Annotated in this window: 18 protein-coding genes; 8 read left to right on the top strand and 10 right to left on the bottom strand. The window is 68.5% G+C overall.

What is annotated here, in order from left to right; translation table 11 throughout:
• The first annotated feature begins 301 nt into the window (after positions 1-301).
• Positions 302-880: a manganese efflux pump MntP gene (locus DX03_RS00085; RefSeq protein ID WP_038685438.1), complete on the top strand. Its 579-nt coding sequence runs from the start codon at positions 302-304 to the stop codon at positions 878-880.
• Between the two features lie 25 nt (positions 881-905).
• Here DX03_RS00085 and DX03_RS00080 read toward each other — a convergent pair whose 3' ends face one another.
• The 6 genes from DX03_RS00080 to glyQ all read right to left on the bottom strand — a co-directional run bounded on the left by DX03_RS00080 (position 906) and on the right by glyQ (position 15,808).
• On the bottom strand, positions 906-4,355 hold the full coding sequence (locus DX03_RS00080; RefSeq protein WP_038685436.1) for a hybrid sensor histidine kinase/response regulator: 3,450 nt from the start codon (positions 4,353-4,355) through the stop codon (positions 906-908).
• A gap of 250 nt (positions 4,356-4,605) precedes the next feature.
• Entirely contained in the window at positions 4,606-6,753 is a 2,148-nt protein-coding gene (locus DX03_RS00075; RefSeq protein ID WP_038685434.1) for a S46 family peptidase, read from the bottom strand.
• A 143-nt stretch (positions 6,754-6,896) separates the two neighbouring features.
• Positions 6,897-10,742, bottom strand: coding sequence for a translocation/assembly module TamB domain-containing protein (locus tag DX03_RS00070; protein WP_038685432.1), 3,846 nt, complete (start codon positions 10,740-10,742; stop codon positions 6,897-6,899).
• The gene (locus DX03_RS00065; protein WP_185753416.1) at positions 10,739-12,523 is read right to left on the bottom strand and encodes an autotransporter assembly complex protein TamA; all 1,785 of its coding nucleotides are present in this window, start codon (positions 12,521-12,523) and stop codon (positions 10,739-10,741) included. The genes DX03_RS00070 and DX03_RS00065 overlap by 4 nt, the downstream gene beginning before the upstream one ends.
• A gap of 280 nt (positions 12,524-12,803) precedes the next feature.
• The gene (glyS, locus tag DX03_RS00060) at positions 12,804-14,900 is read right to left on the bottom strand and encodes a glycine--tRNA ligase subunit beta (RefSeq protein WP_038685429.1); all 2,097 of its coding nucleotides are present in this window, start codon (positions 14,898-14,900) and stop codon (positions 12,804-12,806) included.
• On the bottom strand, positions 14,897-15,808 hold the full coding sequence (gene glyQ, locus DX03_RS00055; RefSeq protein ID WP_038685427.1) for a glycine--tRNA ligase subunit alpha: 912 nt from the start codon (positions 15,806-15,808) through the stop codon (positions 14,897-14,899). Before glyQ ends, glyS begins: the two co-directional genes overlap by 4 nt.
• Before the next feature lie 116 nt (positions 15,809-15,924).
• On the opposite strand from glyQ, the gene DX03_RS00050 reads away from it, so the two are divergent.
• The 3 genes from DX03_RS00050 to DX03_RS00040 all read left to right on the top strand — a co-directional run bounded on the left by DX03_RS00050 (position 15,925) and on the right by DX03_RS00040 (position 19,499).
• The gene (locus tag DX03_RS00050; protein ID WP_038685425.1) at positions 15,925-17,775 is read left to right on the top strand and encodes a GspE/PulE family protein; all 1,851 of its coding nucleotides are present in this window, start codon (positions 15,925-15,927) and stop codon (positions 17,773-17,775) included.
• The gene (locus tag DX03_RS00045; RefSeq protein WP_038685423.1) at positions 17,747-18,466 is read left to right on the top strand and encodes a glutamine amidotransferase; all 720 of its coding nucleotides are present in this window, start codon (positions 17,747-17,749) and stop codon (positions 18,464-18,466) included. The genes DX03_RS00050 and DX03_RS00045 overlap by 29 nt, the downstream gene beginning before the upstream one ends.
• Before the next feature lie 130 nt (positions 18,467-18,596).
• Positions 18,597-19,499: a BPSS1780 family membrane protein gene (locus tag DX03_RS00040; RefSeq protein ID WP_038685421.1), complete on the top strand. Its 903-nt coding sequence runs from the start codon at positions 18,597-18,599 to the stop codon at positions 19,497-19,499.
• Positions 19,500-19,557: 58 nt separating this feature from the next.
• Here the strand turns inward: DX03_RS00040 and tatC are convergent, their stop codons facing one another.
• From tatC to DX03_RS00020, 4 genes are all read right to left on the bottom strand, one after another.
• The gene (gene tatC / locus DX03_RS00035; RefSeq protein WP_038685419.1) at positions 19,558-20,304 is read right to left on the bottom strand and encodes a twin-arginine translocase subunit TatC; all 747 of its coding nucleotides are present in this window, start codon (positions 20,302-20,304) and stop codon (positions 19,558-19,560) included.
• The gene (gene tatB, locus DX03_RS00030) at positions 20,301-20,855 is read right to left on the bottom strand and encodes a Sec-independent protein translocase protein TatB (RefSeq protein ID WP_038685417.1); all 555 of its coding nucleotides are present in this window, start codon (positions 20,853-20,855) and stop codon (positions 20,301-20,303) included. Before tatB ends, tatC begins: the two co-directional genes overlap by 4 nt.
• A 15-nt stretch (positions 20,856-20,870) precedes the next feature.
• Positions 20,871-21,098 carry a Sec-independent protein translocase subunit TatA gene (tatA, locus tag DX03_RS00025; protein ID WP_038685414.1) on the bottom strand — a complete coding sequence of 76 codons (228 nt, stop codon included), beginning with the start codon at positions 21,096-21,098 and terminating at the stop codon, positions 20,871-20,873.
• A gap of 75 nt (positions 21,099-21,173) precedes the next feature.
• Positions 21,174-22,064 (bottom strand): lipid-binding SYLF domain-containing protein, encoded by an 891-nt coding sequence (locus DX03_RS00020; RefSeq protein WP_038685413.1) that lies wholly within the window; start codon positions 22,062-22,064, stop codon positions 21,174-21,176.
• A gap of 186 nt (positions 22,065-22,250) precedes the next feature.
• On the opposite strand from DX03_RS00020, the gene hemH reads away from it, so the two are divergent.
• The 4 genes from hemH to DX03_RS00005 all read left to right on the top strand — a co-directional run bounded on the left by hemH (position 22,251) and on the right by DX03_RS00005 (position 26,240).
• Positions 22,251-23,213 (top strand): ferrochelatase, encoded by a 963-nt coding sequence (gene hemH / locus DX03_RS00015; RefSeq protein ID WP_038685411.1) that lies wholly within the window; start codon positions 22,251-22,253, stop codon positions 23,211-23,213.
• The gene (locus tag DX03_RS00010; RefSeq protein WP_038685409.1) at positions 23,210-24,058 is read left to right on the top strand and encodes an alpha/beta fold hydrolase; all 849 of its coding nucleotides are present in this window, start codon (positions 23,210-23,212) and stop codon (positions 24,056-24,058) included. The genes hemH and DX03_RS00010 overlap by 4 nt, the downstream gene beginning before the upstream one ends.
• 239 nt (positions 24,059-24,297) lie before the next feature.
• A complete protein-coding gene (locus DX03_RS20985) occupies positions 24,298-24,459 on the top strand; it encodes a hypothetical protein (RefSeq protein ID WP_185753415.1) in 162 nt (53 codons plus the stop codon).
• Positions 24,460-24,473: 14 nt separating this feature from the next.
• The gene (locus DX03_RS00005) at positions 24,474-26,240 is read left to right on the top strand and encodes a methyl-accepting chemotaxis protein (protein WP_051598683.1); all 1,767 of its coding nucleotides are present in this window, start codon (positions 24,474-24,476) and stop codon (positions 26,238-26,240) included.
• Positions 26,241-26,875: the final 635 nt, after the last annotated feature.

Here is a 26,875-nt window from a genome sequence, read left to right as displayed (position 1 = left end):
GGCAGCCGACCAACGGTCGGCTCTACCCGCCCCGGCTTATAGCCGGGGCTATGAAAGCCAGCGTTGCCTGCGCAATTGCCGGTAAATGATCGATCCGGTGAGCCCGGTGCTAAGCTTCGCGTCCCCTTGGGGAGTAGCCGGATTCCTGCTGCAGGAATCGCCCGCATCAACATACTCGGCCAGTGCGCCGTGGTGCGGGTAGCCATCGTGGTTGGCGAGACCAGCGGTCCGCGTGCGCAACGACAGGTTGGGCGCGTTCGCGGTCCGTTGCTCGCAATCGCCCGACCTGCCGTGTACCCCTATGTCTCCCCTTTCGATCCTGCTGATCGGCTTTGCCATGTCCACCGATGCCTTCGCCGCGGCGATCGGCAAAGGCGCGGCCATGCGCAAGCCACGCTTCCCCGATGCGCTGCGCGCCGGCCTCATCTTCGGCGTCATCGAAGCCATCACCCCGGTGATCGGCTGGCTGCTGGGCCGCGCCGCCCTGCAGTACGTCGAAGCGTTCGACCACTGGATCGCGTTCGGCCTGCTCGGTGCGCTGGGCGTGCACATGATCATCAACGGCATCCGGCCCGATGACAGTGCCGAGGATGAAGACACCAGCAAACACCATGGTTTCTGGCGCCTGGCCGTCACCGGCTTTGCCACCAGCATCGATGCGATGGCGGTCGGTATCGGCCTGGCCTTCCTGGATGTCCACATCGGCGTGATGGCGCTGGTGATCGGTCTGTGCACCTTCACCATGGTCACCGCCGGGGTCATGCTGGGCCGCGTGCTGGGCAACATGGTCGGCAAGCGCGCCGAGATCATCGGCGGCATCATCCTGATCATCATCGGCTCGACGATCCTGTACGAACACCTCAGCGGCGCCATGGGCTGATGCGCCCTGCCCCACCGCCGCGCGGCTACATGTCGCCGCGCGGCGCGTGGAAGGCGGCCAGGAAGGCACGCAGCGAGGCCGGCTTGATCGGCTTGGTCAGCAACCGGTAGCCGCGCTCGCGCGCCATCCGCTTCAGTTCGTCGCGCCCGTCGGCGGTCAGCAACGCCCCCGGAATCGCGCGCCCGGCCTTGTCGCGCAGTGCCACCAGCGTATCCAGGCCATCCAGCCGGTCGTGCAGGTGGTAGTCCACCAGCATCACGTCCGGGTGCAGGTCCACCTTCTCCAGCGCCTGGTCCACCGTGCTGGCGGTGATCACCTCCACGCCCCAGCGTCCGAGCAGCGCGCGCATGCCGTCCAGGATTTCCTGGTCGTTGTCCACGCACAGCACGCGCATGCCGGCCAGTGAATCGGTCCGGGTCGGGGTGGGCGTCGGCGATGCCAGGGCCGACTGCGGCAGCACCGGCGCGTCCACCCGCGGCAGCATGATCGAGAACATGCTGCCGCTGCCCACCCGGCTGCGTGCGTTGAGCCGGTGGTCGAGCAGGCGCGAGATGCGCTGGCAGATCGACAGCCCCAGCCCCAAGCCCTGCTCGCCCCAGTCGAAGGGCTGCTGGTAGCGGTGGAACTCGTCGAAGATCTGCTGCATGTGGTGCTCGGGAATGCCCGGCCCGGTATCCCAGACCTGCAGCTCCACCTCGTCGCCACGGTGGCGCACCGCCAGCACGATCCGGCCCTGCCGGGTGTAGCGCAACGCGTTGGCCAGGAAGTTCTGCAGCACCCGGCGCAACAGCCGGCGGTCGCTGCGGATCCAGGCCGGGCGCGCGAACAGGTCCAGGCGCAACCCGCGCCCTGCCGCCACCGGCGAGTACTGCGCGGCCAGCTCGCGCATCAACAGGCTCACGTCGAAATCGCCGATCACCGGGTGCAGCCCGCCCGCATCCAGCCGCGACACGTCCAGCAGGCCGTCCAGCAGCTCCTCGGCCGCGCGCAGCGAGGCATCCACGCGCTCGGCCAGGTGGCGCTGCTCTTCGTTGTTGTGGTGGCTCTCGCGCAGCGCGGAGGCGAACAGCCGCGCGGCGTTCAACGGCTGCAGCACGTCGTGGCTGATCGCCGCCAGGAAGCGCGTCTTGGACTGCTGCGCCACCTCGGCCTCGTGCGAGCGCTCGGCCACGCGCTGCTCCAGGGTTTCGTTGGCTTCCAGCAGCGCTTTTTCGGCGTGCTTGTAATCGGTAATGTCGTTGTAGCTGGTGACATAGCCGCCGCCGGGCAGTGCCTGGCCCCGCATTTCGATAACCTTGCCGTCGCTGCGGGTGCGCTCGAAGATGTGCGGCGAGCCGGCCCGCATGTAGCCGATGCGGCGGTTGATCTGCACGTCGATGTCGCCCTCGCCCAGCTCGCCGCGTTCGGCGTTGTAGCGGATCAGGTCGGCCACCGGGCGGCCCACGTAAAGCATGCCGTCGGGGTAGCCGAACATCTGCTGGTAGCGGCGGTTCCACGCGGTCAGGCGCATGTCCGGGTCGACCACGCTGACCCCGGCGCTGATGTTCTCCAGCGTGGTGGACAGGATCTCGCGGTTGAAGCGCAGCTCCTGGCCGGCTTCGTCCAGCACCGCCACCACTTCGCCCAGGTCCATGCCCGAGCCGCGCAGCAGGCTGGTCAGCAGCAGGCGCGCCGATGCCGCGCCGATCGAGGCGGCCAGCAGGCGCTCGGTGAACTGCACCCAGGCCCGGTCCGCCGGCGCGGACGCCTGCAGCTCGCGGCCCATCGACTGGGCCTGCTCGAAGAACGAGCGCCGCGCATGGCGGTCGCCGACCACCCGCGAGGCCAGGGCCAGCAGGTCCTCGACGTGCACATGGCCCGGCCACGCCCCGGCCACCGACGGCCGCTGTGCATACGGGTCCAGGAAGGGCGCCGCGCGCAGGCGTTCGTCGACGCCCGGGCGCCAGCGTACCGACACCAGCAGCATCGCCGCGGCATTGACCAGCAGCGACCAGAACGTGCCGTGGGTCAGCGGGTCCCAGCCGCTCATGCCGAACAGGCGCTGCGGCCGCAGCCAGTCAATGCCGAACGGCCCCTGCACCAGCCACGCCGCGTCCATCCAGCCGGCATGGGTCAGCGCCGGCAGCAGCAGCGTGTACACCCAGGTGGCGAAGCCGAGCAGCATGCCCACTTCCACGCCCCGGCGGCTGGCCCCGCGCCAGTACAGGCCGCCGATCAGCCCGGGCGCGAACTGCGCCACCGCCGCGAACGCCATCAACCCATACGAAGCCAGCGTGCTGTCATTGCTGCTGCCGCGGTAGTAGCTGTAGGCGGCCAGCGCCAGCAGCAGGATCGCGGTGCGCCGGATCCACAGCACCCGCGAGGCCACGTCGGCCGCTTCCTGGTGGTCGCCACTGCGGCGCAGCAGCACCGGCATCACCAGGTCGTTGCTGACCATGGTGGCCAGCGCGATCGAGGCCACGATGACCATGCCGGTGGCCGCCGAGAAGCCGCCCACGTAGGCCACCAGCGCCAGGAACTTGCGGCCTTCGGCCAGCGGCAGGGCCAGCACCATGCTGTCGTCGGCGACACTGCCGCCGGTGCCGAACAGGGTCACGCCGGCGGTGGCGATCGGGATCACCATCGCCGAGATGATCACCAGGTACGCACCGAACATCCAGCGCGCGCGGCGGATGTCCCGCACGTCGCCGCACTCCACCACCGCGACGTGGAACTGGCGCGGCAGGCAGATGATGGCCAGGAAGCTGAGCAGGGTCTGCGAGATGAACCCGACCGGCGGCAACCCGGCAAACAGCGTATGCGCCGACTCCAGCACCGCGTCGGTACGGTCGTTGAGCCACAGGTAGGCGAACAACCCCAGCGCCACCATCGCGATCAGCTTGATCAGCGATTCCAGCGCGATGGCCAGCATCATGCCGTGGTGGTGCTCGGTGGCATCCACCTGGCGGGTACCGAACAGAGTGGCAAACAGCGCCATCAGCAGGGCCACGTACAGCGCCGGATCGGTGAAGAAGCCGGTGGGCCCGACATTGCCGGTGAGCACCTGCAGGCTCATCGCCACCGCTTTGTACTGCAGCGCCAGGTACGGCACGATGCCGATCAGCGCGATCACCGCCACCAGCGCGGCCAGCCGCCGCGAGCGCCCGAACCGCGAGGAGATGAAGTCGGCGATGGACACCACGTTCTGGCTGCGCGCGATCAGCGCCAGACGCTCGATGATGCGCCAGCCGAACAGCCACAGCAGCAGCGGCCCCAGGTAGATCGGCAGGTAACCGATGCCGTTGCGCACCGCCGTGCCCACCGCCCCGTAGAAGGTCCACGACGAGCAGTACACCGCCAGCGCCAGGCTGTAGACCACCGGCCGCAGCCACGGCCGGTCGGGGTACATCGGGCGACGGTCGCCCCACCACGCCACGCCGAACAACAGCGCGGCATAGGCCACCGATACCAACAGCAGGATCCAGCTGGAGACCACGAGGTGATTCCGTCAGGGTAAACAGCAGTAGATCACGACCGTTGGTCGTGATGGAAACATCGCCACCGCCCAATCGGCCGGCCGACCACAACGGTTGGCCGTGATTGCCGGCACCGTGCCCACCAACGGTGGGCACCTACCGGGGCGGTGACGCCCATCGCCCCACCGGACCGGTCACGCCCGCCCCACCGGACCGTTCACGCCCCACCCAACCGGTAGGTCACGACCGTCGGTCGTGACCCGCCCCGGCTCATTCCGCCGGAACGCCCATTTCCTTCAGCAGCTCGGGCGCCGGGTACACCTTGGCCAGCAACCAGCGCAGGTAGCGCATGTCCACGTGCACGGCGCGCTTGTAGCGCGGGTCGAACCACCAGCTGGCGCTCACCGATTCCCAGTTGCTGTCGAAGTTCAGCCCGATCAGCTCGCCCTTGGCGTTGAGCACCGGCGAGCCGGAGTTGCCGCCGGTGGTGTCCAGGTTGGTCAGGAAGTTGACCGTCTGGGTCTTCAGCACCGGGTCGGCGGTGGAGCCGAAGTCGCCCTTGGCGATCGCGGCCAGCAGCGGCTTGGGCGCGTCGAACGGATAGGCGTTGGTGTTCTTTTCCACGATGCCGGCCACGGTGGTCACCGGGTCGAAATGCACCGCATCGCGCGGCGACAGCGCTTCCACCTTGCCGTAGCTGATGCGCAGCGTGCGGTTGGCATCGGGGTACACCGCGCGCCCCTGCTTCGCGCGCCAGGCAAACAGCGCCTGCATGTAGGCCGGGCGCAGGCGCAGCTGTTCACCGGCGCGGGCCTTGCTCTGGTCGTCCAGGCGCAGCTGCGCGGCCACCAGCGGGCCGGCCAGGTCGATCAGCGGGTCGCGCGCCAGCGGCTTGCCGTCCTTTGCCGCGGCAAACCGCGACAGGCGCTGGGCTTCCTCACCCAGCGTGGTGCTGGCATACAGGCCGTCCAGCGCCTTTGCCAGCGCCGCCGGGGTGCGCCCGAAGGCCGCGTCGAACTCGGGCACGCGCTGTGCCTCGGGCAGCTGCTGGTAGCGGGTCAGCAGCGTGGTCAGCAGCGCCTTTTCCACCTCGGGCGAATAGCGACGCTGCACCTGCTTCAAGGTGCCTTCGATCAACGCCAGGTCGCGCTGCTGGTAGCCGCTTTCGCGCTCGGCATCGGGCTTGGCCGATTCAATGCGCAGGCGTTCCAGGGTCAGCGCCGACCGCAGCAGCTGGCTCTGCGCCGACAGCAGGTCCAGCAGCAGGTCGCGTTCACCCACCGACGCGCCCTGCGACAGCGAGCCCAGCAGCGCCTGGATGTCGCCCTGGAATTGGGCGTCGGTAGCCTTCAGCATCGCGCCTTCATCGCTGGCGCGCTGGGCCTTGGCATCGCTGCGCAGCAGGCCTTCCAGCTCGCCGGCGGCGCGCTTGCGGTTGTTCTTCAGCGACTGCAGCTGCGAGGCGTAGCGGGTACGCGCCTGCGCATCCTTGGCGGTGGCCGCCTCGATGGTGTCGATCATCTGCTGGAACACCGCCACCCGGCGCGGCAGCACCGCGTCGATCTGGCTGGCGAACTCGGCGGCGGTACGGTGCCGGTAGGTGATGCCCGGGTAGCCGGCCAGCATCGCGTAATCGCCCGTCTTCGGCCCATCGATGGCCATCTTCAGGTGCGCCGGCGGCTGGTAGGGCACGTTGTCCGGGCTGTACGGGGCCGGCTTGCCGTCCTTGCCCACATAGGCACGCAGCAGGGTGAAGTCGCCGGTGTGGCGCGGCCACATGAAGTTGTCGATCTCATCGCCGTAGTTGCCGATCGCACGCGGCGGCGCGTACACCAGCCGCACGTCGCTCAGCTCCAGCTGGCGGATGCGGTAGAAGTCGGTGCCGTAGTACATGTCGGCCACGCTGCAGCGCACGTTGCCTTCCTTCTCGCAGTCGGCCACCAGCTGCTTGCTGGCACGGTCGACCGCATCGAAATAGGCGCGCCCGGTCTTGCCGCGCGCGTCGCGCAGCACCTCGTCGGTGACCTTGTCGAAGCCGGTGGTGACCAGCACGCGGAAGTCCGGGTTGGCCGCACGTTCGTCGCTGCGGCCCTGGGCAATGAAGCCGTTGTCGATCAGGTTGTGCTCGGGCGAGCTGTTGTACTGGATCACGCCCATCGCCACGTGGTGGTTGGTCAGCAGCAGGCCGTCGGCGGACACGAACGAACCGGTACCGCCACCGGCACGCACCACCGCGCTCAGCGGCGGCGCGGTGACGTTGGCCAGGTCGGCCGGATTGCCCTTGAAGCCGGCCGCCTTCAGCGGCTTGGCCAGGTCCGGCAGCTGGGTCGGCATCCACATGCCTTCATCGGCGTGGGTGCCGGCGGCGAGGGTCAGGCCAAGGGCCAGGGCGGCGGTCAGGGGTTTGCGTGGCGACATGGGCACTTCCGGTACGTCAGAACAGCCCGGGACCATAGCCGCTGCGCCCGGCAGGGGCAACGGCCGATGGTTGGGCAGGCACCGGCATCACGACCAACGGTCGATGGTGGGCAAGCACCGGCATCACGACCAACGGTCGTGATCTACTTTTCTTTTCGCCAGTTCAACGACCCCCGGTTTTCCACCGTGCTCGATTCCACTTCCACGTCGAAGCCGCGCCGCAGCAGGTATTTCAGGGTCAGCACCGAGCCGCTGCCGACCAGCGACACGCCGTAGCCCACATACAGCTTGGGCGAGATGTACTTGCCCACGCCGATCACCGAGCCGCCCAGCGCGCGCGACTGGCTCACCCCGGCATCGTCCAGGCCGAGCTTGGCGCCCAGCTGCGAGGCCAGCAGGCCGCTGCCGGCCGAGATCGCCGCCGAGGCCGCGTTGACCTGCTGGGCCTGGTCGCTGCTGGCCCCGGTCAGGCTGCGTCCCAGCACCAGGTAGGCCAGCGCCTCGGACTGCGACATCGCCGGGGTCGACCACACATCCACCCGCGGCGACTGCGCACGGCCACTGACATCGATACCGGCTACCACGTCACCGATGGTGCGTTCGGCGCGGATGTTGATGCGCGGATCGGCCACCGCGTTGTAGTTCCAGCTGAGGTTGCCGCGGGTGATGGTCAGGTCCTGGCCATAGGCCTTGTAGCGCCCGCTGACTTCCAGCCCGCCGTTGGCCGTCATCTCCCGGCCCGGGCGCGACCACACCTGCATCTTGCCGCCCAGCGCGCCCTTCAGGCCGAAGCCGCTCATCTTGACCTTGTCGCCCAGGCTGACGGTGAGGTCCATGTCCAGCGGCGAGGTCGGGGTTTCTTCCGGATCCACCGGGTCCAGCACCACCACGTCCTCGGACACGGAGGTACCGCGGTCCAGGCGTTCCAGGTCGAGATCGGCCTCGGGCACATGCACGCTGCCCCGCAGCTGCATGGCGGTGCCGGCCAGGGTGAAATCAAGATTCGGGTTGGCAATCACCCGCAGTTCGGGGGTATTGGCCAGCAGCACGTTCTCGCCGTGGATGTGCAGCTGCAACGGCTGCGCATCGCCGAACCAGGACAGCCCGCCATCGACGAACAGCGTGCCCTGGCCCGAATTGGCCTGCGCGGTGATCTTGGCCGAGCCATCGGGCTGCGCGGTGAAGCTGCCCTTGCCTTCATCGAAGGTCAGGCCCAACGCCGGGAACTCGCCCTTGAACTTGCTCAGCGTGGCCTCGCCGCCCAGCGACGGCGTGCCGCGCGTGCCACGCAGGCTGACGTGGCCTTCGATCAGCCCGGTCGGACGCACGATGTCCGGCGAGAACAGCTCCAGCCAGTACAGCCGCGCAATGTTCATGTACAGCTCGCCGGTGAGCGGCGCATTGGCATCCCACCCGGTCTGCACCTTGGCATCGACGAAGCCGTCGCCCTGGAAGCCGACACCGAGCTTGGCGTTGATCTGTGCCTGGGTCATTTCCACGTCTGCGGAGAAGTGGTCGTAGCGCACCAGCTCGCCGCGTGCGTTGTCGCCCAGGCGGATGCCGCCCTCCATCGAGGCCACCTTGAAGTTGCCTTCAAAGGCATTGCCACGCGGACGGATGCGGCCGTCCAGGGTCAGTTCGCCACGCAGGTACATGCGCCGCCCCGATTGCGGCGGCAACCACGGCTGCACCAACGCCAGCGGCAGTGCATCGCCCCGCACCAGCAGGCCTTCGCGCGGCCAGTTGGCGCTGGCGCACAACGCGCCGCCGGTGGCCGCGCCCAGGCAGGCATCGCTTAGGGTGAAGTTGCTGCCCTGCACGCCGAAGGTGGCCGGCGCACGCAGGCTCCACGCATCGCCCTTCACCGGCGCGATGCGCAGGGCGGTGAGGTCGCCGCGCCAGGCCTGGCCCTGCTGGCGCACGTCACCGCTCAGGGCGACCGCGCCCAGTTCGTTCCTGGTCTGCGCATCCAGGCGCAGGTTGGACAGGCTGCCGCGCGCATCCACGTTGAGCGTATCCAGCAGCATGCCCACCTGCACCTTGCGGCCCTGCACTGCCAGCGTGCCGCTGTCGCCCTGCCACGGCAGGCGCCCCTTGATGCTGATCGCCTCGGCGCTCCAGTCATTCCAGCGCAGGCCGTTGCCCACCAGGTCGGCGCTGATGTCCGGCGCGGTACGCGGCCCCTTCACCAGCACGTGGCCGCGCAGGCTGCCGGTGCTGCCCGGCAGCAGGTCGTCCAGGTTCACCGGCTCCAGCTGCGCGTCGATATCCAGCCGGTCGCCCACCGAGCCCTTGGCCGTCAGGCGGCTGTTGCCCACCGCCAGTTTCACGTTGCCCTCGCCCTGCTCACCGCGCAGCGCGAACTTGCCCTGTGCGTCCACCGTGCGCTTGCGCAGCATGCCCTTGATCCCGGGCACGTCCACGGTGGCTTCGTAAGCGCCGGCGGTGCCGGCCGGGCTGCCGGCCGGCGGCGGCAACTGCCGGCCCTTGGAGGCCAGTGCGCCGGACAGTTTGCCGTCCCAGCCCGGTGCGAAATAGCCCGGGTCGAATCCGGCCAGCTTGGCGGCCACGTCCCAGTCCAGCTGCGGTGCCCACGCCACCTGGCCGGTGACGTCCAGCGACCCGCCCGGGGTACTGGCCAGCAACTGCTTGATCGACGCCGCCTGGTCGTTGCCGCGCACATCGAAGGTCAGGTCGGCGGTCTGTTTTTCGCGCTCCACCGAGGCATTGCCCACCGCCGCCCAGTTCTTGAGCGTGCCGGCCAGGCCCATCCGCGCCTCTTTCAGCGTCACCGGCACCGGCGCGGCGGCGCCGGCGGTGGTGGTATCGGCGGCCGGCACGAAGGTCAGGTCGTTGGCCACGATCGAGAAGCGCAGGCTGGCGTTTTCCTTGTCGGTGAAATCCGCCTTGCCCTGCAGGCGTGCCTGGCCACCGAAGGCCTTCACCTGCAGCGGCGCCACGGTCAGCACCTGGTCGGCCAGGCCCACCTTGGACGGCGCCAGTTCCACTGCAATGTCACCCTGCTTGAAGCTGCCCTGCAGGTTGGCCTGGCCGCCCTTGCCGTCGGCCTTGAAATCCAGCGCCATCGGCGTGCTGGCGCTGGCATCCATGCCCGGTACCAACAGCGACAGATCCAACTCACGGGTGCGTGCGCTGGCCGTCCAGACCGGGTCGGTGCGGCCGTCGAACACCACGCTGGCCTGCAGCGGCGCCGGCGCGTTGCCGGCTACGGCCACTTCCATATGGCCCAGGTCGCCGCGTGCCACCAGGCCCAGCCGCGCGGGCGTGCGCCCCAGCGGCGCCGGCAGGCGCGCACCGATGGTGATGTCGGTGTCGTAGTCGCTGCGTGGCAGGTAACGCCCGTCCACGCGGAAGTAGCCCAGGTCGCTGTCGATCTTGAGCTGGCTGGCGCGGAATTCGCCATTGGCGATTTCCACCCCGCCGCGCAGCGTGGCGATGTCGATCAGCGGCTGCTGCGCCTGGGTGATGCGGAAGCCATCGATGATGATGGTGTCGGCCTGGATCGCCAGCGGCATTTCAATCTGCGGCAGCGAGTCCGGCCAGGACGGCAGTTCGAACGGCTCATCGCTCTTGGCCAGGTTCAGCGAGGCGTTCTTGAGCTGCAGCGCGTCCAGCTGCAGCTTGCGCCCCAGCAGCGGGCGGATGTCCGGATCGAGGTAGGCGCGCTCGGCGGTGAAGTGGATATCGTCGTAACGGAAATCCAGGTCATGCAGCACCAGGGGCCCGGCGACCGGGCCATCGACCTTGCTCCATTTCAACGTGGCGCCCACCGGCAGCCGCGCCACCACCTGGGCCAGCAGCACGTCGCGACCGGCCACGGTCTGCAGCAGCCAGTACACCAGCAGCAGCGCCAGCAGCACCAGGCCTAGCACGGTGAAGCCGGACCACGCCCAGAAGCGGCGCTTGCGGTAGAAGCGCACGCGCGGCCGCGGCGGCGTGGCGGGTGCGGACGGGGTCGGCGTGCTCACAGGTCCGCTCCGATGTTCAGGTACAGCTGGAACTGCGAATCCGGGTCGTTCAGGCCGTGCGCGATATCCACGCGCACCGGGCCCACCGGCGATTTCCAGCGCACGCCAAAGCCCACGCCGGTGTGCAGGTCGATGGTGTTGTCGAATGCGCTGCCGGTGTCGACGAATACCGCCGCGCCCCACGGGCCGCCCTTGAAGTAATGCTCATACTCGGCCGAGCCGACCACCAGGTTCTTGGCGCCCAGTGCGAACTTGTCCGGCGCCGGCGTGCGCGGCCCGACTTCGCGGAACGCGTAACCGCGGATGCTGCGGTCGCCACCGGCGAAGAAGCGCAGGCTGGGGGGCATCGCCACCAGGTCACTGGTCCAGGTGGTGCCGCCTTCGCCGCGCAGGATCAGGCGGTCGCTGTCGCCGATCGGCACGTACCAGCGCAGCACCATGTTGGCCTGCACGAAGCTGGTGTCCGAGCCCACGCCTTCCACGCCACCACGCAGCGTCGCGCTGCCACTGATGCCGCGGCGCGGGAACAGCTCGTCGTCCACATTGACGTAGTCGGCCACCAGCTGCGGGTAGACCAGCGTGGAGGTGGTGTAGAGCGCATCGTTGAACTCGGTGCCCGACGCGTAGCGCCAACGCTCGCGCAGCGCGTTGATCGAGGCGATCGCCGTCCAGTGCTCGTTGATTTCACCGCTGCGGCTGGCCGACAGCTTGAAGTTGCGCAGGTCGATGTAATCGGTCTGCTCATCGTAGGCACTGGCGGTGAAGGCGTACCAGCCATCCAGCCAGGCGAAGGCCGGAATGCGGTAGCTGGTGACCAGACTCTTGCGCTTCTGCGCATAGTCCAGCTGGGTGTTCATTTTGTGGCCGCGGTTGTTCAGGAACCGCCGTTCCAGACCGCCGCGCACACCGGCGCCACTCTCGCTGCCGTAGCTCAGGCCGGCGGTGTAGATCGACCGCTTGGCCCGGGTCAGGTTGACGTCCACCGGCACGTCGCCGTTGGCATCGGCCTGGTCCGGGCGGGGCTGGATGTCGATCACGCTGAAGTAGTCCAGCTTGGTCAGCGACTCGCGCAGGCGGTCCAGCTTGCCTTCGTGGAAATAGCTGCCCTTTTCCCAGTACACCAGCGGGTCGAACAGCTTGTCGACGAAATAGTCCTGGTGGAAGCGGATATCGCCCATGTTGTAACGGCGGCCGCTGTCCCAGGTCAGGTCGATGTCGGCGGCATTGTCGGCACGGGTAACCTGCACCTGGCGCTGGGTGTAGTCGGCATCGAAATAGCCGCGCTCGGCCAGGCGCCGGGTCACGGTGATCTTGCTGGCTTCGTACTGGGTATGCTCGAAACGCTGGCCCTTGCGCGGCTTGAACTTCTCCAGGTCTTCCTGCAGGTACTGGTCCAGCTGCGCCGGGCCGGTGATGTCGATGTGCTCGCGCCGCACCAGCGTCGGCGGGCCCTTGTCGACCTGGATCACCACCCGCAGGTTCTCGCCCTCGCGCGGACTGTCCACCTTGATCACCGGGTTGTAGTAGCCGAACGGCTCCAGTGCTTCCCGGGTCTGGCGCTCGGCCTGGGACAACAGATACTCCAGCCGCGACTCGCCCTGGGGCTTGCCGATGGTGTCGTACAGCGACAGCGAGACCTCGATGTTCTCGATCATCTCGGCGTCGTCGCCCTTGTCCAGTCCTTTGATTTCCACCTTGTCGATGGTTCCGCGTGCGTGTGCCACCGAGGCGGTGACCAGCGACAGGAACATCAGGGGAAGGGCGTAATTCTTTGGCTGCATGGGGACAGCATAACGGGCCATTGCGAGCATGCGAAATCGGCGGGGCTGTTTCAGAATGACGGTGAAGGCCCCGTTAAAATCGCGCAGAACATCGGCTACGTCGTTTTCAAGCGGATCGATGCCGACACCTCGCCGGACAGATCCGTCCGCACGCGCGTGCGGCACCGCCCACGCGGCCGACACCCGCGCTCATGACAGGCCTGAAACGCAGAAGGCGCGAGCGGCCGGGGCCGTCGCGCCTTCTGCATTACCACCGGCGGGCAGGACTGCCCGCCACGCCTCAGCTGGACAGGTGCTCGATCGCCGCCACGCTGCCCAGGCGGTCGCCCAGGCGCTTGAGCAGCGCCAGGCGGTTGCCGCGCAGCGCCGGGTCCTCGGCATTGACCATCACCGCATCGAAGAACGCATCCACCTGCGGGCGCAGGCGCGCCAGGCGGTTCAGCACACTCACGTAGTCCTTGTGGTGCAGGCTGGCGTTGCTGTCGTCGATGGCCGCTTCCACCGCCTCGGCCAGTTCGCTTTCAGCGGGCTCAGCCAGCAGCGCCGGGTCGACCATGCCGGGAATGTCGCCCTCGGCCTTGCGCAGGATGTTGCGGATGCGCTTGTTGGCCGCGGCCAGCGCATCGGCTTCGGGCAGGGCCGCGAAGATGCCGATGGCGTCGATGCGACGGTCCAGGTCATACAACGACGCCGGCTTCAGCTCGGCCACCGCGTTGAAGTGCGTGGCCGGCACGCCCTTGTCGGCGTAGTAGCCACGCAGGCGGTCCAGGATGAAGTCGTACAGCTCCTGCGGCAGCGCGTCGGTCTTGCGCTCGGCACTGGGCTGCACGGCGGCCGGCAGGCCGGCCAGGGCGCTGTCCACCAGCGCGCGCAGGTCCAGGTCGAACCCGCTCTCGATGATCGTACGGGCCAGCCCCAAGGCATTGCGGCGCAGCGCGAACGGGTCCTTGTTACCGGTCGGCTTCAGGCCCGCGGCGAACCCACCGGCCAGGGTGTCCAGGCGTTCGGCAATGGCCAGCACCTTGCCCAGCGCCGACAGCGCGATGTCATCGCCGCCGAAGCGGGGCTGGTAGGCCTCGTCAATGGCCAGCGCAACCTCGGGCGACTCGCCGCCGGTCAGCGCGTAATGCCGGCCGGCGATGCCCTGCAGCTCCGGGAACTCGTTGACCATGCGCGACTGCAGGTCGTTCTTGGCCAGCAGTGCGGCACGCTTGGCCAGCACCGGGTCGGCGCCCACCTGCGGGGCGATCACTCCGGCCAGCGCCACCACGCGGCCGACCTTGTCGGCCACGCTGCCCAGCTTGGCCTGGTAGGTCACGGTCTTCAGGCCGTCGCCCATCGATTCCAGGCCCTGCTTGAGGTCTTCGTCGAAGAAGAACTTGGCGTCGGAGAAGCGCGGGCGGATCACCCGCTCGTAGCCCTTGGACACCTCGTTCACGTCCTTGGATTCGATGTTGGCGATGCCGATGAACTTCTCGGTCAGCTTGCCGCCGGCATCGAGCACCGGGAAGAACTTCTGGTTGATCTCCATGGTTTCGATCAGCGCTTCCTGCGGCACCGCCAGGAATTCGCGCTCGAAACTGCACAGCACCGGTGCCGGCCATTCCACCAGGTTGACCACCTGCTGCAGGTTGTCCTCGGTGATCCGCGCCTGGCCACCGGCCGTGGCGGCGGCAGCGTTGACCTGCTCGACGATGCGCGCACGGCGCACGTCGGCATCCACCAGCACGAAGGCGGCCTGCAGCGAACTGATGTAGTCCTCCGGCGAGGACAGCCACACGGTCTTGTCGTGCATGAAACGATGGCCGCGGCTCATGCGGTCGGCCTTCAGGCCCAGCACCTCGGCCTCGATGATCTCGGTACCGTGCAGCAGCACCAGCCAATGCACCGGGCGCGCGAAGCCATAGGCATGGCTGCCCCAGCGCATCGGCTTGGGGATCGGCATGGCCGCGATCGCCTCGCGCAGGATCTCCGGCAGCAGCGCGGCGGTGCGCGCGCCCGGGGTGGTGGAACGGTGCACGAAGCGTTCGCCCTTGGCGTCGCTGGTGCGCTCCAGCGCGCTCCAGTCGATCCCGGCCTTGGCCGCGAAGCCCTGCAGGGCCTTGGTCGGCTGACCCTCGGCGTCCAGCGCGATGTTCAGGTACGGGCCCAGCACTTCGCTGTGCTGTTCGGGCTGTTCAACGGCCACGCCGGGCAGCAGCACGGCCAGGCGGCGCGGGGTCGACAACGGCTTGGCATCGCCGCGTTCGATGGCCACGCCACGCTTGGCCAGGCCATCGACCATGCCATCAAAGAAAGCCTGGGCCAGGCCCGGCAGCGCCTTCACCGGCAATTCTTCGGTGCCCAGTTCAATCAGCAGCGGCAGCATCGTGCTCATGCCTGCACCTCCTTGGCGGCGACGGCTTCGAGGCGCTTGGCCTCGTACAGCTTGGCCACCGCCTGGGCCAGCGCGCGCACGCGCAGGATGTAGCGCTGGCGCTCGGTCACGCTGATCGCGCGACGCGCATCCAGCAGGTTGAACGCATGGCTGGCCTTGCACACCTGCTCGTAGGCCGGCAGCGGCAGGCCCACATCGACCAGCGTCTGCGCTTCTTTTTCGCAGGCATCGAAGCGGTGGAACATTTCCTCCACATCGGCGTATTCGAAGTTGTAGGTGCTCTGCTCGATCTCGTTCTGCAGGTACACATCGCCGTAGGTGACCGGGGTGCCATCCGGACCGTAGGTCCAGATCAGGTCATAGACGTTGTCGCAGTTCTGCAGGTACATGCACAGGCGCTCCAGACCGTAGGTGATCTCGCCGAGCACCGGCTTGCACTCCAGGCCGCCGGCCTGCTGGAAATAGGTGAACTGGGTGACTTCCATCCCGTTCAACCACACTTCCCAGCCCAGGCCCCAGGCGCCCAGCGTCGGCGACTCCCAGTTGTCCTCGACAAAGCGCAGGTCGTGCACCAGCGGGTCGATGCCCAGCGCCTTGAGTGAATCCAGGTACAGCTGCTGGATGTTGTCCGGGCTGGGCTTCATCGCCACCTGGTACTGGTAATACCGCTGCAGGCGGTTCGGGTTTTCGCCATAGCGGCCGTCGGTGGGACGGCGCGAGGGCTGCACGTACGCGGCATTCCAGCTTTCCGGACCGATCGAGCGCAGGAACGTGGCCGGGTGGAAGGTGCCCGCACCGACCTCCAGGTCCAGCGGCTGGATCAGCACGCAGCCCTGCTGCGCCCAATACTGGTTGAGGGTCTGGATCAGGCCCTGGAAAGTGATGGCAACGTTCGTGGTGACGGACATGCGGCGGATTCTTGCCTGCAGGAGGGGTGCGCTAGTATAGCCAGCGACCGCGTTGCCGCCTTCCGGACGGCCCACCCCATTACTGCGCGCCTGGCGCGCTTCGAGGACTTTGGCGGATGGATCAGCGCCCACCGGTACCTTTCGCCCCTGCCACAGGCCCGGGGCCGGCCGCGCCGGTGCCGTTGCCGCCGGGTCGGCTCGGCTTCGACCAGGTGGCCGCCGCGCTGGTGGCCGATGGCCTGGTGGCCGAGGTCGACCTGGAGCGCATCCGGTTCTCGGCCCAGGGCGCGCGCAATGCCAGCGAGGTCCATCCGCTGGTGCTGCTGGCCAACCTGAAACTGGCCGCCGCCGGTGGCGGTGAACTCGGACTGGAACGGCTGACCGAATGGCTGGCCACCCGCACCGGCAGCCGCTACCTGCGCATCGACCCGACCCGGGTGGACGTGGCCTCGGTGACCGCCGTGGTGTCCCATGCCTACGCACGCCGCCACCGCTTCCTGCCGCTTGCGGTGGACGCCGAGCGCCTGCTGGTGGCCACCAGCGAGCCGCTGGTGCAGGAATGGCTGCGCGACCTGCAGCACCTGACCCGGCGCCGCATCGAGCTGGCGATGGTCAATCCGCTCGACCTGCACCGCTACACCATGGAGTTCTTCGGGGTCACCCGCTCGGTGCGCGGCGCACGCGGCGACGTACGCGGCGAAACCAACGGCACCCTGCCCAGCTTCGAGCAGCTGGTGGAACTGGGCCGCGCCGGCGACGTCAACGCCGACGACCAGCACATCGTGCACATCGTCGACTGGCTGCTGCAGTACGCCTACGAACAACGCGCCTCGGACATCCACCTGGAGCCGCGCCGCGACATGGGCCGCATGCGCTTCCGCATCGACGGGGTGCTGCACAAGGTGTTCGAAGTACCGCCGGCGGTGATGACCGCCGTGGTCAGCCGCATCAAGGTGCTTGGGCGCATGGACCTGGCCGAGCGTCGGCGCCCGCAGGACGGTCGCATCAAGACCCGCTCGCCGGGCGGCCGCGAGGTCGAAATGCGCCTGTCCACCATGCCCACCGCGTTCGGCGAGAAGTGCGTGATGCGCATCTTCGACCCGGATGCGGCCTTCAAGAGCATCGACCAGCTCGGCTTCAGCCCGCAGGAAGCGGCCGGCTGGACCGCCCTGGTCGAGCGCCCGCACGGCATCGTGCTGGTCACCGGCCCCACCGGCTCGGGCAAGACCACCACCCTGTATTCCACGCTCAAGCGGCTGGCCACCCCGGACGTGAACGTGTGCACGGTGGAAGACCCGATCGAGATGATCGCGCCGGAATTCAACCAGATGCAGGTGCAGACCAACATCGACCTGGATTTCGCCAGCGGCGTGCGCACCCTGCTGCGGCAGGACCCGGACATCATCATGATCGGCGAAATCCGCGACCTGGAAACGGCACAGATGGCGGTGCAGGCTTCGCTCACCGGGCACCTGGTGCTGTCCACCCTGCATACCAACGACGCGCCCTCGGCGATCACCCGCCTGCTCGACCTGGGCGTGCCGCACTACCTGCTGGCCTCCACCCTCAACGGCATCCTGGCCCAGCGCCTGGTGCGTACCCTGTGCCCCAACTGCAAGGTGCCGCGCCCGCTCAGTGCCGCCCAATGGGCGGTGCTGGCTGATGCCGATGAAGCATTACCTGAGTCACCCACGCCATATGCACCGGCTGGTTGCATCGACTGCCGGCGCACCGGTTACCTGGGTCGGGTGGGGCTGTATGAGTTGCTGCCATTGGGTTCGCGCCTGCGCAGCCTGATCCGCGCGGACATGGATCTGGCCGCTTTCAACCGTGCCGCGCGTGCTGAAGGGGTGCGAACCCTGCGCCGCGCGGGACTTGAAAAGGTGGCCGCAGGGCTGACTACAATCGAGGAAGTCCTGTCAGTGCTGCCGCCCCCGGATGAATTCCGCCCCGTTCCTGATTCTTGAAACCGGCCAACCCGTCGCCTCGCTGCGTCGTTACGGGCGTTTTCCGCATTGGATCCGCGTGGCGGCCGGGCTGGACGCCGACGAAACGGTGGTGGTGGATGTCGAACACGGCGGCGCCCTGCCCGACCACCGCCACTTCGCCGGGGTGATCGTCACCGGCTCGGCCGCCTACGTCACCGACCGCGCCGACTGGAGCGAGCGCAGCGCACAGTGGCTGCGCGGCGTGGTCCACGACGACCGCCCGGTATTTGGCATCTGCTACGGCCACCAGCTGCTGGCGCACGCCCTGGGCGGCGAAGTGGCCTACAACCCGGCCGGCCGCGAGTCCGGCACCATCGAGCTGGCCCTGGACCCGTCGGCCAGCAGCGACCCGCTGTTTGCCGGGCTGCCCGAGCGGTTCCCGGCCCACGCCACCCACATGCAGACGGTGCTGCGCGCACCGGAGGGCGCGTCGATCCTGGCGCGCTCGGCGCAGGACAACTGCCACGCCTTCCGTTTCGGCCGCCAGGCCTGGGGCGTGCAGTTCCACCCGGAGTTCGCCACCCACCACATGCGCGGCTACGTGCGCGCCCGCGCCGAATGCATCCGCAGCCACGGTGGCTGCGCCCGCAGCGTGGCGCGCGGGGTCAGCGCGGCACCGTTGGCGCGGCAGCTGCTGCGCCGTTTCGTGCGCCAGGCCCGCAACGCCTGAGCCGCGTCCCGGGCACTGCGACGCAGCGTCCCGGCATTGCTGCCCGGCCTTCAGGTGGCGCGTCCGGAAAACAGGGATAATCGAACGGATTCGGGGCGGCTGCGCCCCTTCCCCCTGCTTCCGGAATGGTATGAGCGAGATTCGCAAGCTGCCCGCCTCGGCCGGCGCCCAATGGCTGCTGGACGCGTTTTCCCTGTATGCCCGCGCACCGATGCAACTGGCCGTGATCGGCGTGGTGTGGATGCTGACCACCTCGCTGATCCTGCTGCTGGCCCAGCTGCTGCCGGGCTGGCTGGGGCTGATGGTGCAGCTGCTGTCGCTGGCGGTGGGCCCGCTGATGTTCGGCGGCATGCTGTGGGCCGTCAGCGAGATCGACCAGGGCCGTCCCGGCCTGCCGACCCACCTGCTGCAGCCCATCCGCGACCGTCGCGTCACCCACCTTCTGGTGCCGCTGGCGATCCAGCTGATCGCCATCATCGCGTTGGGCACGCTGCTGTTTGCGTTGATCGGCAGCGAAGGCTTCAGCGCCTTCAACGACCTGCTGCACCGCGCGCAGGAACTGCAGCAGTCCGGCAAGCAGCTCAGCAACGAAGAGACCCTGGCGCTGATGGCCAACGTGCCGGTCAAGCGCATCATGCTGTGGATCCTGATCGCCTTCGCCACCTTCGTGGCGCTGAGCATGGCCATGTTCGCGCAGCCGGCGCTGGTGGTGTTCGACCGTCAGAGCGGCATGCACGCGCTGCGCATGAGCCTGCAGGGCTGCATCGAGAACTTCCCGGCCATGGCCGTGTTCATGGTGCTGGGCCTGATCGCGGCGATGTGCATCTACTTCCTGGTGTTCGTGCTGATGCAGGTGGCCCTGCTGCTCGGCGGCATGGGAGCGGCCGCGTTCGTCATGCAGCTGTCGATGACCACCGTGATCATGCCGCTGTACGTCGGCGCGGTGTACGCCGCCTGGAAGCAGATGTTCGCGCACCGCGGCCGCACCCCGCCGCCGGTACCCGGCGGCCCCGGCAACGTCTTCGCCGCCTGATCGACCACAAAAAACCCCGGCATCTGCCGGGGTTTTTGTTCACGACGCCCGCCACCGATCACCCCGCCGGCTTCACCACCGACGACGGCACCAGCCACCGCGCCGCGTGAATGCCCAGCTCGTACAGCACGCACATCGGGATCGCCAGCAGCAGCTGCGACACCACGTCCGGCGGCGTCAGCACCGCGGCCACCACGAAGATGCCCACCACCGCATAGCCGCGGCTTTCCTTGAACTGCTGCGGCGACACCCAGCCCAGCAGCACCAGGATCACCATCGCCACCGGCAGCTCGAAACTGGTGCCGAAGGCGAAGAAGATCGCCAGCACGAAATCCAGGTAGGCGTTCGCATCCGGGGTGATCGCAATCACTTCGGGGCGGAAGGTGGTCAGGAAGTGGAAGACCGCCGGCAACACCAGGAAGTAGGCGAACGCGCACCCCAGGTAGAACAGCAGCACCGAAGACGCCAGCAGCGGCACCGCCAGGCGCTTTTCGCGCGCATACAGGCCGGGCGCCACGAACGACCACAGCTGGTACAGCAGCCACGGCACGGCCACGAACAGGGCCACGAAGAAGGTCAGCTTCAACGGCGCGAAGAAGGCGCCGGCCGGGTTGGTCGCAATCATCGTCTGCCCGTTGGGCAGCTGCGAGATCAGCGGCTCGGCCAGCCACGTATAGATCTTGCGCGAGAACGGCAGCAGCACCAGCAGCACCGCGAGCAGGCCGACGATCGCGCGCACCAGGCGCGCACGCAGCTCGATCAGGTGTTCCACCAGCGAGCTTTCCGGGTACTCGTGTTCACTCATCGCGGTGCCTGCTCGTCGCGCGGCAGCGGCGCGTCCTGTGCGGTGTCGGGGTGAGGCGCGCCGACCGGCGCCGTTTCGACAGGCGCCGCCACGCGAGGCGCGGTGCCATCGATGCCGGGCGGGGCCATCGCATCACGCACCGGCTCGGCCACGTCGACGGCATCGGCCGCCACCACGTGCTGGGCCACGCTCGCCGGGGAGCCGGGCGCGGGGCCGGTCATCACCGGTTCGTCAGCGGCGGCGGCCACGTCGTCGCCGTGTCGGGCCACGTCCTGGCGCATCTGCTCGGCTTCGCGGCGCACCGCTTCACCACTGGCGCGCAGCTGCGCCTCGGTGTCCTGCACGGAGGCCTGCACGTCGCGGAACTGCCGCTTGATTTCATCGGCGTGCAGTTCGCGCTCCAGTTCCTGCTTCACCGAATCCCATTGGGTCCGCGCACGGCGCACCCACAGCCCGGCAAAGCGCGCGGCCTTGGGCAGGCGCTCGGGACCGAGCACGACCAAGGCCACGACCGCGATGACCAGCAGTTCACTGAAACCGATATCGAACACGCCCGCCGGTCCCGATCAGCGCGGGTCGCGATCGTGCTCGGTCTGCGACGTCGTCGTCGAGTCCTGCGGGCGCGAGGCGTCGTTGAGCTGCGCCTTCGGCTTGTCCTCGTCGTGCATGCCCTTCTTGAATTCCTTGACGGCGCTGCCAAGGTCCTTGGCGCCGCTGGTCAACTTCTTGGTGCCGAACACCAGCAGAACGATGACCAGCACAACCAACCAATGCCAGATGCTGAAACTGCCCATGAGCCGCTCGCGTTACGTAGTGATCAGACGGTTGAGCATAGCGCACCGGGTGTTAGCCGGCGCGCGTGACGAAAGTCAGTTGCCGTCCAGTGATTCCGTGCGTACTTCACCTTCGCCAACGGCCTGGAAGCCCTGCTGCGGCGCGGGCTGGGCCGGGGCCGGCTGCAGCGGAGCGGTAGTGGCACCGGACGCCGGTGCCTGTTCAGCCACCGGCGCGGCGACCGGGGCCGCCTGGCGCGCAGCCGGGGCCGGGGCGCTGCCAGCGGTGCCACGCTTTTCGCGGGCGGTGTAGGTGGCTTCTTCCAGACGGTCGCGGAAGGCCACCACGTCGATCGACGGCGGCTCGCCCATACGGCCCTCGAACACCATCCGCGGCGTGGTGTTGCTGCCGTAGGCGTCCAGGTTGGCGGCATCGTCGATCTGCAGCACCGCGCCGTCCAGCGCGACGCCGGCAAACAGGCCGCGGGCACGCGACCACGACCAGATCTCGGCCTTCAGCTGGCCATCGGTGGCCGCCGCCGCGTTGCGCCCTACCGGGCCGGCTGCCACGCCGGCATCGGCGCCGAGGGTGAACTTGCCGTTGACGAGGTTGTCCAGGCTGCGGTCGTTGCGGAACACCAGCACCACGTCCGAGGACTGCACGCCGGCCTGGAAGCCGATGCTGCCGCCGGTGAGCTTCACGAACACCGGGTTGGACCAGCTGCCATCGGCATTCTTCACCGACATCAGGCCATGGCCCCGGCGCCCGCCGATCACCAGACCGGCCTTGATCGTGTCGGGAATGACGACAATCGCGCGGCCTTCGTCCAGCAGCTTGTCGGGGATGCCCTGTTCGGGGATGTTCTGGATTTCATTGAGCACACGCACCGCATTGCGGGCGCGCTGGTCTTCCTGTGGTCCGGCCATCGCCTGGGTGGACAGCAACAGGCTGGCGGAGATCAGCAGTACAAGGCTGAGGCGGCGCATGGGTGGGCTCCAGAAGTCGATCACACAAGATAGCGGTAGGTAGGACCATTGGTCGATACGCTTCCCGACGTTAGAAGCCCCGCGATGAATCCGCAATGAGTGATGCCGTCTATTGATATACCCAACGCATCACAACGATGGGTGGAATCCATCCCGCCAATCGCGCAGACCTGCGAGAATGGGCCCATGCTCGACGCACCCGACACCGCCGTGCTGGCGGTCAATCTAGGCACGCCCGAGACGCCAACCGCCCCGGCGGTGCGTCGCTACCTGGCTGAATTCCTCAGCGATCCGCGCGTGGTCGCGATCCCGCCGATTCTGTGGAAACCCTTGCTGTACGGGCTTATCCTGCCCCTGCGCAGCGGCCGCTCGGCGGCCAAGTACGCCCAGGTGTGGCTGCCCGACGGCTCCCCGCTGATGGTCTACACGCGCCAGCTGGCGCAGGCGATGCAGGCGTTGATGCCCGACGTGCGGGTGCGCCATGCGATGCGCTACGGCGCCCCGGCACTCACCGCCGAGCTGGACCGGCTGGCTGCCGAGGGCATGCGCCGGATCGTGGTGCTGCCGCTGTATCCGCAGTATTCCACCACCACCACCGCCTCCATTGAAGACCAGGTGCGCGCGTGGCAGCCGCGCCACCCTGCCGTCACCGTCACCCTGGTGCGCGATTACGCGGTGGACCCGGACTGGGTGGCGGCCGTGGCCGGCAGCATCCAGCAGGCCTGGCAGCAGCACGGTCGCGGCGAAAAGCTGGTGTTCTCTTTCCACGGCATCCCGCAACGCCTGGCCGACGCCGGCGATCCATACCCGCAGCGCTGCGAGGCCAGCGCCCGCGCCATCGCCGATGCGCTGGGGCTGCCCGACGACGCCTGGCAGCTGACGTACCAGTCGCGTTTCGGCCGCGAGAAGTGGCTGCAGCCCTATGCCGAACCCACGATGTGGGCCATGGCAGAAAGCGGCGTGCGCCGCATCGACGTGGTCTGCCCCGGGTTCGCCACCGACTGCCTGGAAACCCTGGAGGAAGTGGCGCTGGGCTTCACCGAAACCCTCGCCGCGCGCGGCGCGCAGATGCGCTACATCCCCTGCCTCAATGCGGCGCCCGAACACGCCTTGGCGTTGTCGCGGTTGAGCATCGCCGCGCTCGCATGACCTTGCAGCCCTTCACGCTGGAGGTGCAGGGCGTGCACGCCGCGGGACTGCGCGCGCCACAGCGCGAGGGCAGGCGGGTGCTGGCCCTGCACGGCTGGCTCGACAACGCGGCCAGCTTCGTGCCGCTGGCTGCCCAGCTGCCGGCACTGGACCTGGTGGCCCTGGACCTGCCCGGCCACGGCCACAGCGCGCACCTGCCGCCGGGAACCCAATACAACACGCCCGGCGCGATCTGCCATGTGCTGGACGTCGCCGATGCGCTGGGCTGGGACCGTTTCACCCTGCTCGGCCATTCGATGGGCGCCGGCATCGCCAGCCTCACCGCCGCCGCCGCGCCGGAGCGGGTCGAGCGCCTGGTGGCGATCGAAGCGCTCGGTGGCCTGCGCGGTCCCGAAGATGAAACCGCGCAGCGTCTGCGCGACCACGTGCGCGCCGCCCGTGCGCTGCCGGGCAGGAACCTGCGGGTGTTTGCCGACCTGGCCGCGCCGATCCGCGCACGGATGATGGCCAACCAGCTCAGCGAGCCCTGCGCGCGGCTGCTGGTGGAGCGCGGGGTCAAGCCGGTCGAGGGCGGCTACAGCTGGTGCAGCGACCCGCGCCTGATGCTGCCCACTGCGTTGCGCCTCAGCGAAGCGCAGATCGACAACCTGCTGGCGGCCATTGAATGCCCCACCCAGGTGATCTACGCCACGCCTGCGCAGTCGTATTACCCCGAACCCCTGCGCAGCCAGCGCATCGGCCTGCTGCGGGATGGCCGGCTGTCCGTGTTTCCCGGCACCCATCACCTGCACATGGAGCATCCGCAGGTGGTTGCCGAGGTGATCACCGGCTTCCTCGCCGGCTGACAGCGCCGCCATCGGTCGCACGGTCCGCGGCGTGCCGCCGCCAGTACCTGCAGGCGGCCCTGCGGCATCCTGACGCACTCAACTTCCGCGCTGCCCGGCCGATACCCGTAAGGCAGCCCGGCACGTTCGGCCTGTGTCGCCGCTTGCTCCGCCGTCGCGAAGCCGCGCATCACTCCAAGGCTTCAGGGAAGGTCGTCGCAATGCCGTGTTGGCCGTGCCATCGCCCACAGGACCGGGCCATGCCGGCGGTGTTCCGCACCGTCGATGCGTCGCTATCGACCGCGCGCGGCATGCGGGCCTCTTCCCTCCTCGTCTTCCCCGCAGCGCCCACCGCATCGACGGTGACCGGCGCGCCATTGGCCTGTCCGCTTCCGCGCGCGACCGGCCGTCCCTGCTTCTGAATCCCGGAGTCGCCATGTCTGCCCTTCCACTTGTTGCGCCGCGCCCACCCGACCCTTCCCGCGCGCCCCGTCCGCCCGCCCTGTTGCAGCGCCTGGACGGCACCGTCGCGGTGGCCGCTGCGCTGCTGCTGGCCGCTGGCTGCGGTACGGCGCTGTGGCAGCGGCAGTGGGGGGGGTCGTTGACCATTCTCGTGGCCGCTGTGCTGCTGGCGGTGCTGGCGCTGCGTACCCGCCGGCAGACCCAGCGCTGGCAGCGCGATCTGCAGCAGGCCGACGCCGCCGCGCGTGCCCTGGCCGAGCAGCAGCAGCGGGCTGCCACCGTGCATACCGAGGACGCGCAGATCCACCGTGCACTGGATGTCTCGCGTACCGCGATGATGATCGCCGACAACGACCACGTGATCCGCTACGTGAACCGGTCGGTGGTGACCCTGTTGCGCAACCAGCAGGCCAGCCTGCGTGAGGCGTTCCCCGACTTCGACGTCGACACGCTGGTGGGCAGCAGCATCCACCGCTTCCACGTGAACCCCGATCGCATCCGCGCCATCCTCAACACGCTGCAGCAGGTGCACCACGGCCGTGTGCGGATCGGCCCGGTGCATTTCGCCCAGGTGGTGACGCCGGTGTTCGACGACCACGGCGAGCGTCTCGGCTTTGCCGTGGAGTGGCACGACCGCACCGCGGAACTGCAGCTGGAAACCGCCGTGGCCGACATCGTCGCGGCGGCCGCCAAGGGCGACCTGGACCGGCGCCTGCCGTCGGCCGAGGGCACGGCCAGCTTCCTCGACGGCCTCACCGGCGGCATCAACCAGCTGCTGCAGAGCGTGGGCGGCACCGTGGGCGAAGTGCGCCGCGTGCTGGCGGCGTTGGCCCGCGGTGACCTGGACCAGCGCATGCACGGCCAGTTCGAGGGCGCGTTCGCCGCCATGCAACGCGATGCCAATGCCACCGCCGAACAGCTCACCGCCATGGTGCAGCGTATCCAGCAGTGCACCGGCGCGATCGCGCAGGCCGCCGGCGAGATCGCCAGCGGCAACAGTGATCTGTCCGAGCGCACCGAGCGCCAGGCCGCGCACCTGGAAGAAACCGCCGCCTCGATGGAGGAGCTGACCTCCACCGTCCGCCAGAACGCCGAGCATGCGCGCCAGGCCAGCACGCTGGCCCAAGGCGCACAGGACGTTGCCGGCCGCGGCAGCGCGGTGGTTGGCCAGGTGGTCACCACGATGGAGGCCATCCAGACCGCGTCGCGGCGGATCGGCGACATCACCCGCGTCATCGACGGGATCGCGTTCCAGACCAATATCCTGGCGTTGAACGCGGCGGTGGAGGCAGCACGTGCAGGCGAGCAGGGCCGCGGATTCGCAGTGGTGGCCAGCGAAGTGCGCACCCTGGCGCAGCGCTCGGCCGAGGCGGCCAAGGAGATCAAGGGCCTGATCGATGCCTCCGTGGAGCAGGTCGCCGACGGCGCGCACCTGGCACAGGATGCCGGCAAGACCATGGCCGAGATCGTCGGCAGTGTGGCAGCGGTCAGCGGCATCATGGCCGAGATCTCGTCGGCATCGCAGGAACAGGCCAGCGGCATCGATCAGGTCAACCAGACAGTCGTGCAGATGGACGATGCCACCCAGCAGAACGCGGCATTGGTCGAAGAGGCCAGCGCCGCGGCACGCCTGTTGGAAGAACAGGCCGCCGAACTGAGCGAAGCGGTTGCGGTGTTCCGGCATGGACAGGCCACACAGACAGCAGCGCCGGTACGGCGTGCAGTTGCCGCCGTGGCCTGAGCAGCTCATTCCGGTTGGCCCGCGCATGGCGCGGGTAGCAGGTAACACAACAAAACGGCGCCCGCGAGGGCGCCGTTTTTGTTTGGCTGTGACCCTGGGTAGAGCCGACCGTTGGTCGGCTGCCCTGTGACACCGTCGGGGGTGGAGCCGACCGTTGGTCGGCTCCACGGGTATTCAGGGCTCCACGCATGCCTTCCGGTGAGAGCCGCACGCCTTCGGAAGGGCCGATGCTCGGCAGGGGATATTCCACGTACACCGCAACGCCATTGCCACGTGCAGCCGACCAACGGTCGGCTCTACCGGTAGGGCGGAGCGCTGCTCGGCAGGGGTATTCCACGTACACCGCAACGCCTTTACGACGTGCAGCCGACCAACGGTCGGCTCTACCCCGGTAGGGCCGAGCGCTGCTCGGTAGGGGTATCCCACGTACATCGGAACGCCATTGCGACGTGCAGCCGACCAACGGTCGGCTCTACCGGTAGGGCAGAGCGTTGCTCGGCAGGGGTATTCCACGTACACCGCAACGCCATTGCGACGTGCAGCCGACCAACGGTCGGCTCTACGCCGCGGGGTGCGGGGTGCGCGCATGGCGCGCGCCCGGAAACGCACAAAGAAAAACCCCGCTGCGTGAGCAG

This window comes from Stenotrophomonas rhizophila, from assembly GCF_000661955.1.
In the GTDB taxonomy this organism is placed as follows: domain Bacteria; phylum Pseudomonadota; class Gammaproteobacteria; order Xanthomonadales; family Xanthomonadaceae; genus Stenotrophomonas; species Stenotrophomonas rhizophila.
The sequence above is the reverse complement of the archived record's forward strand: the minus strand, read 5'-3'. Positions and strand labels throughout refer to the sequence as shown.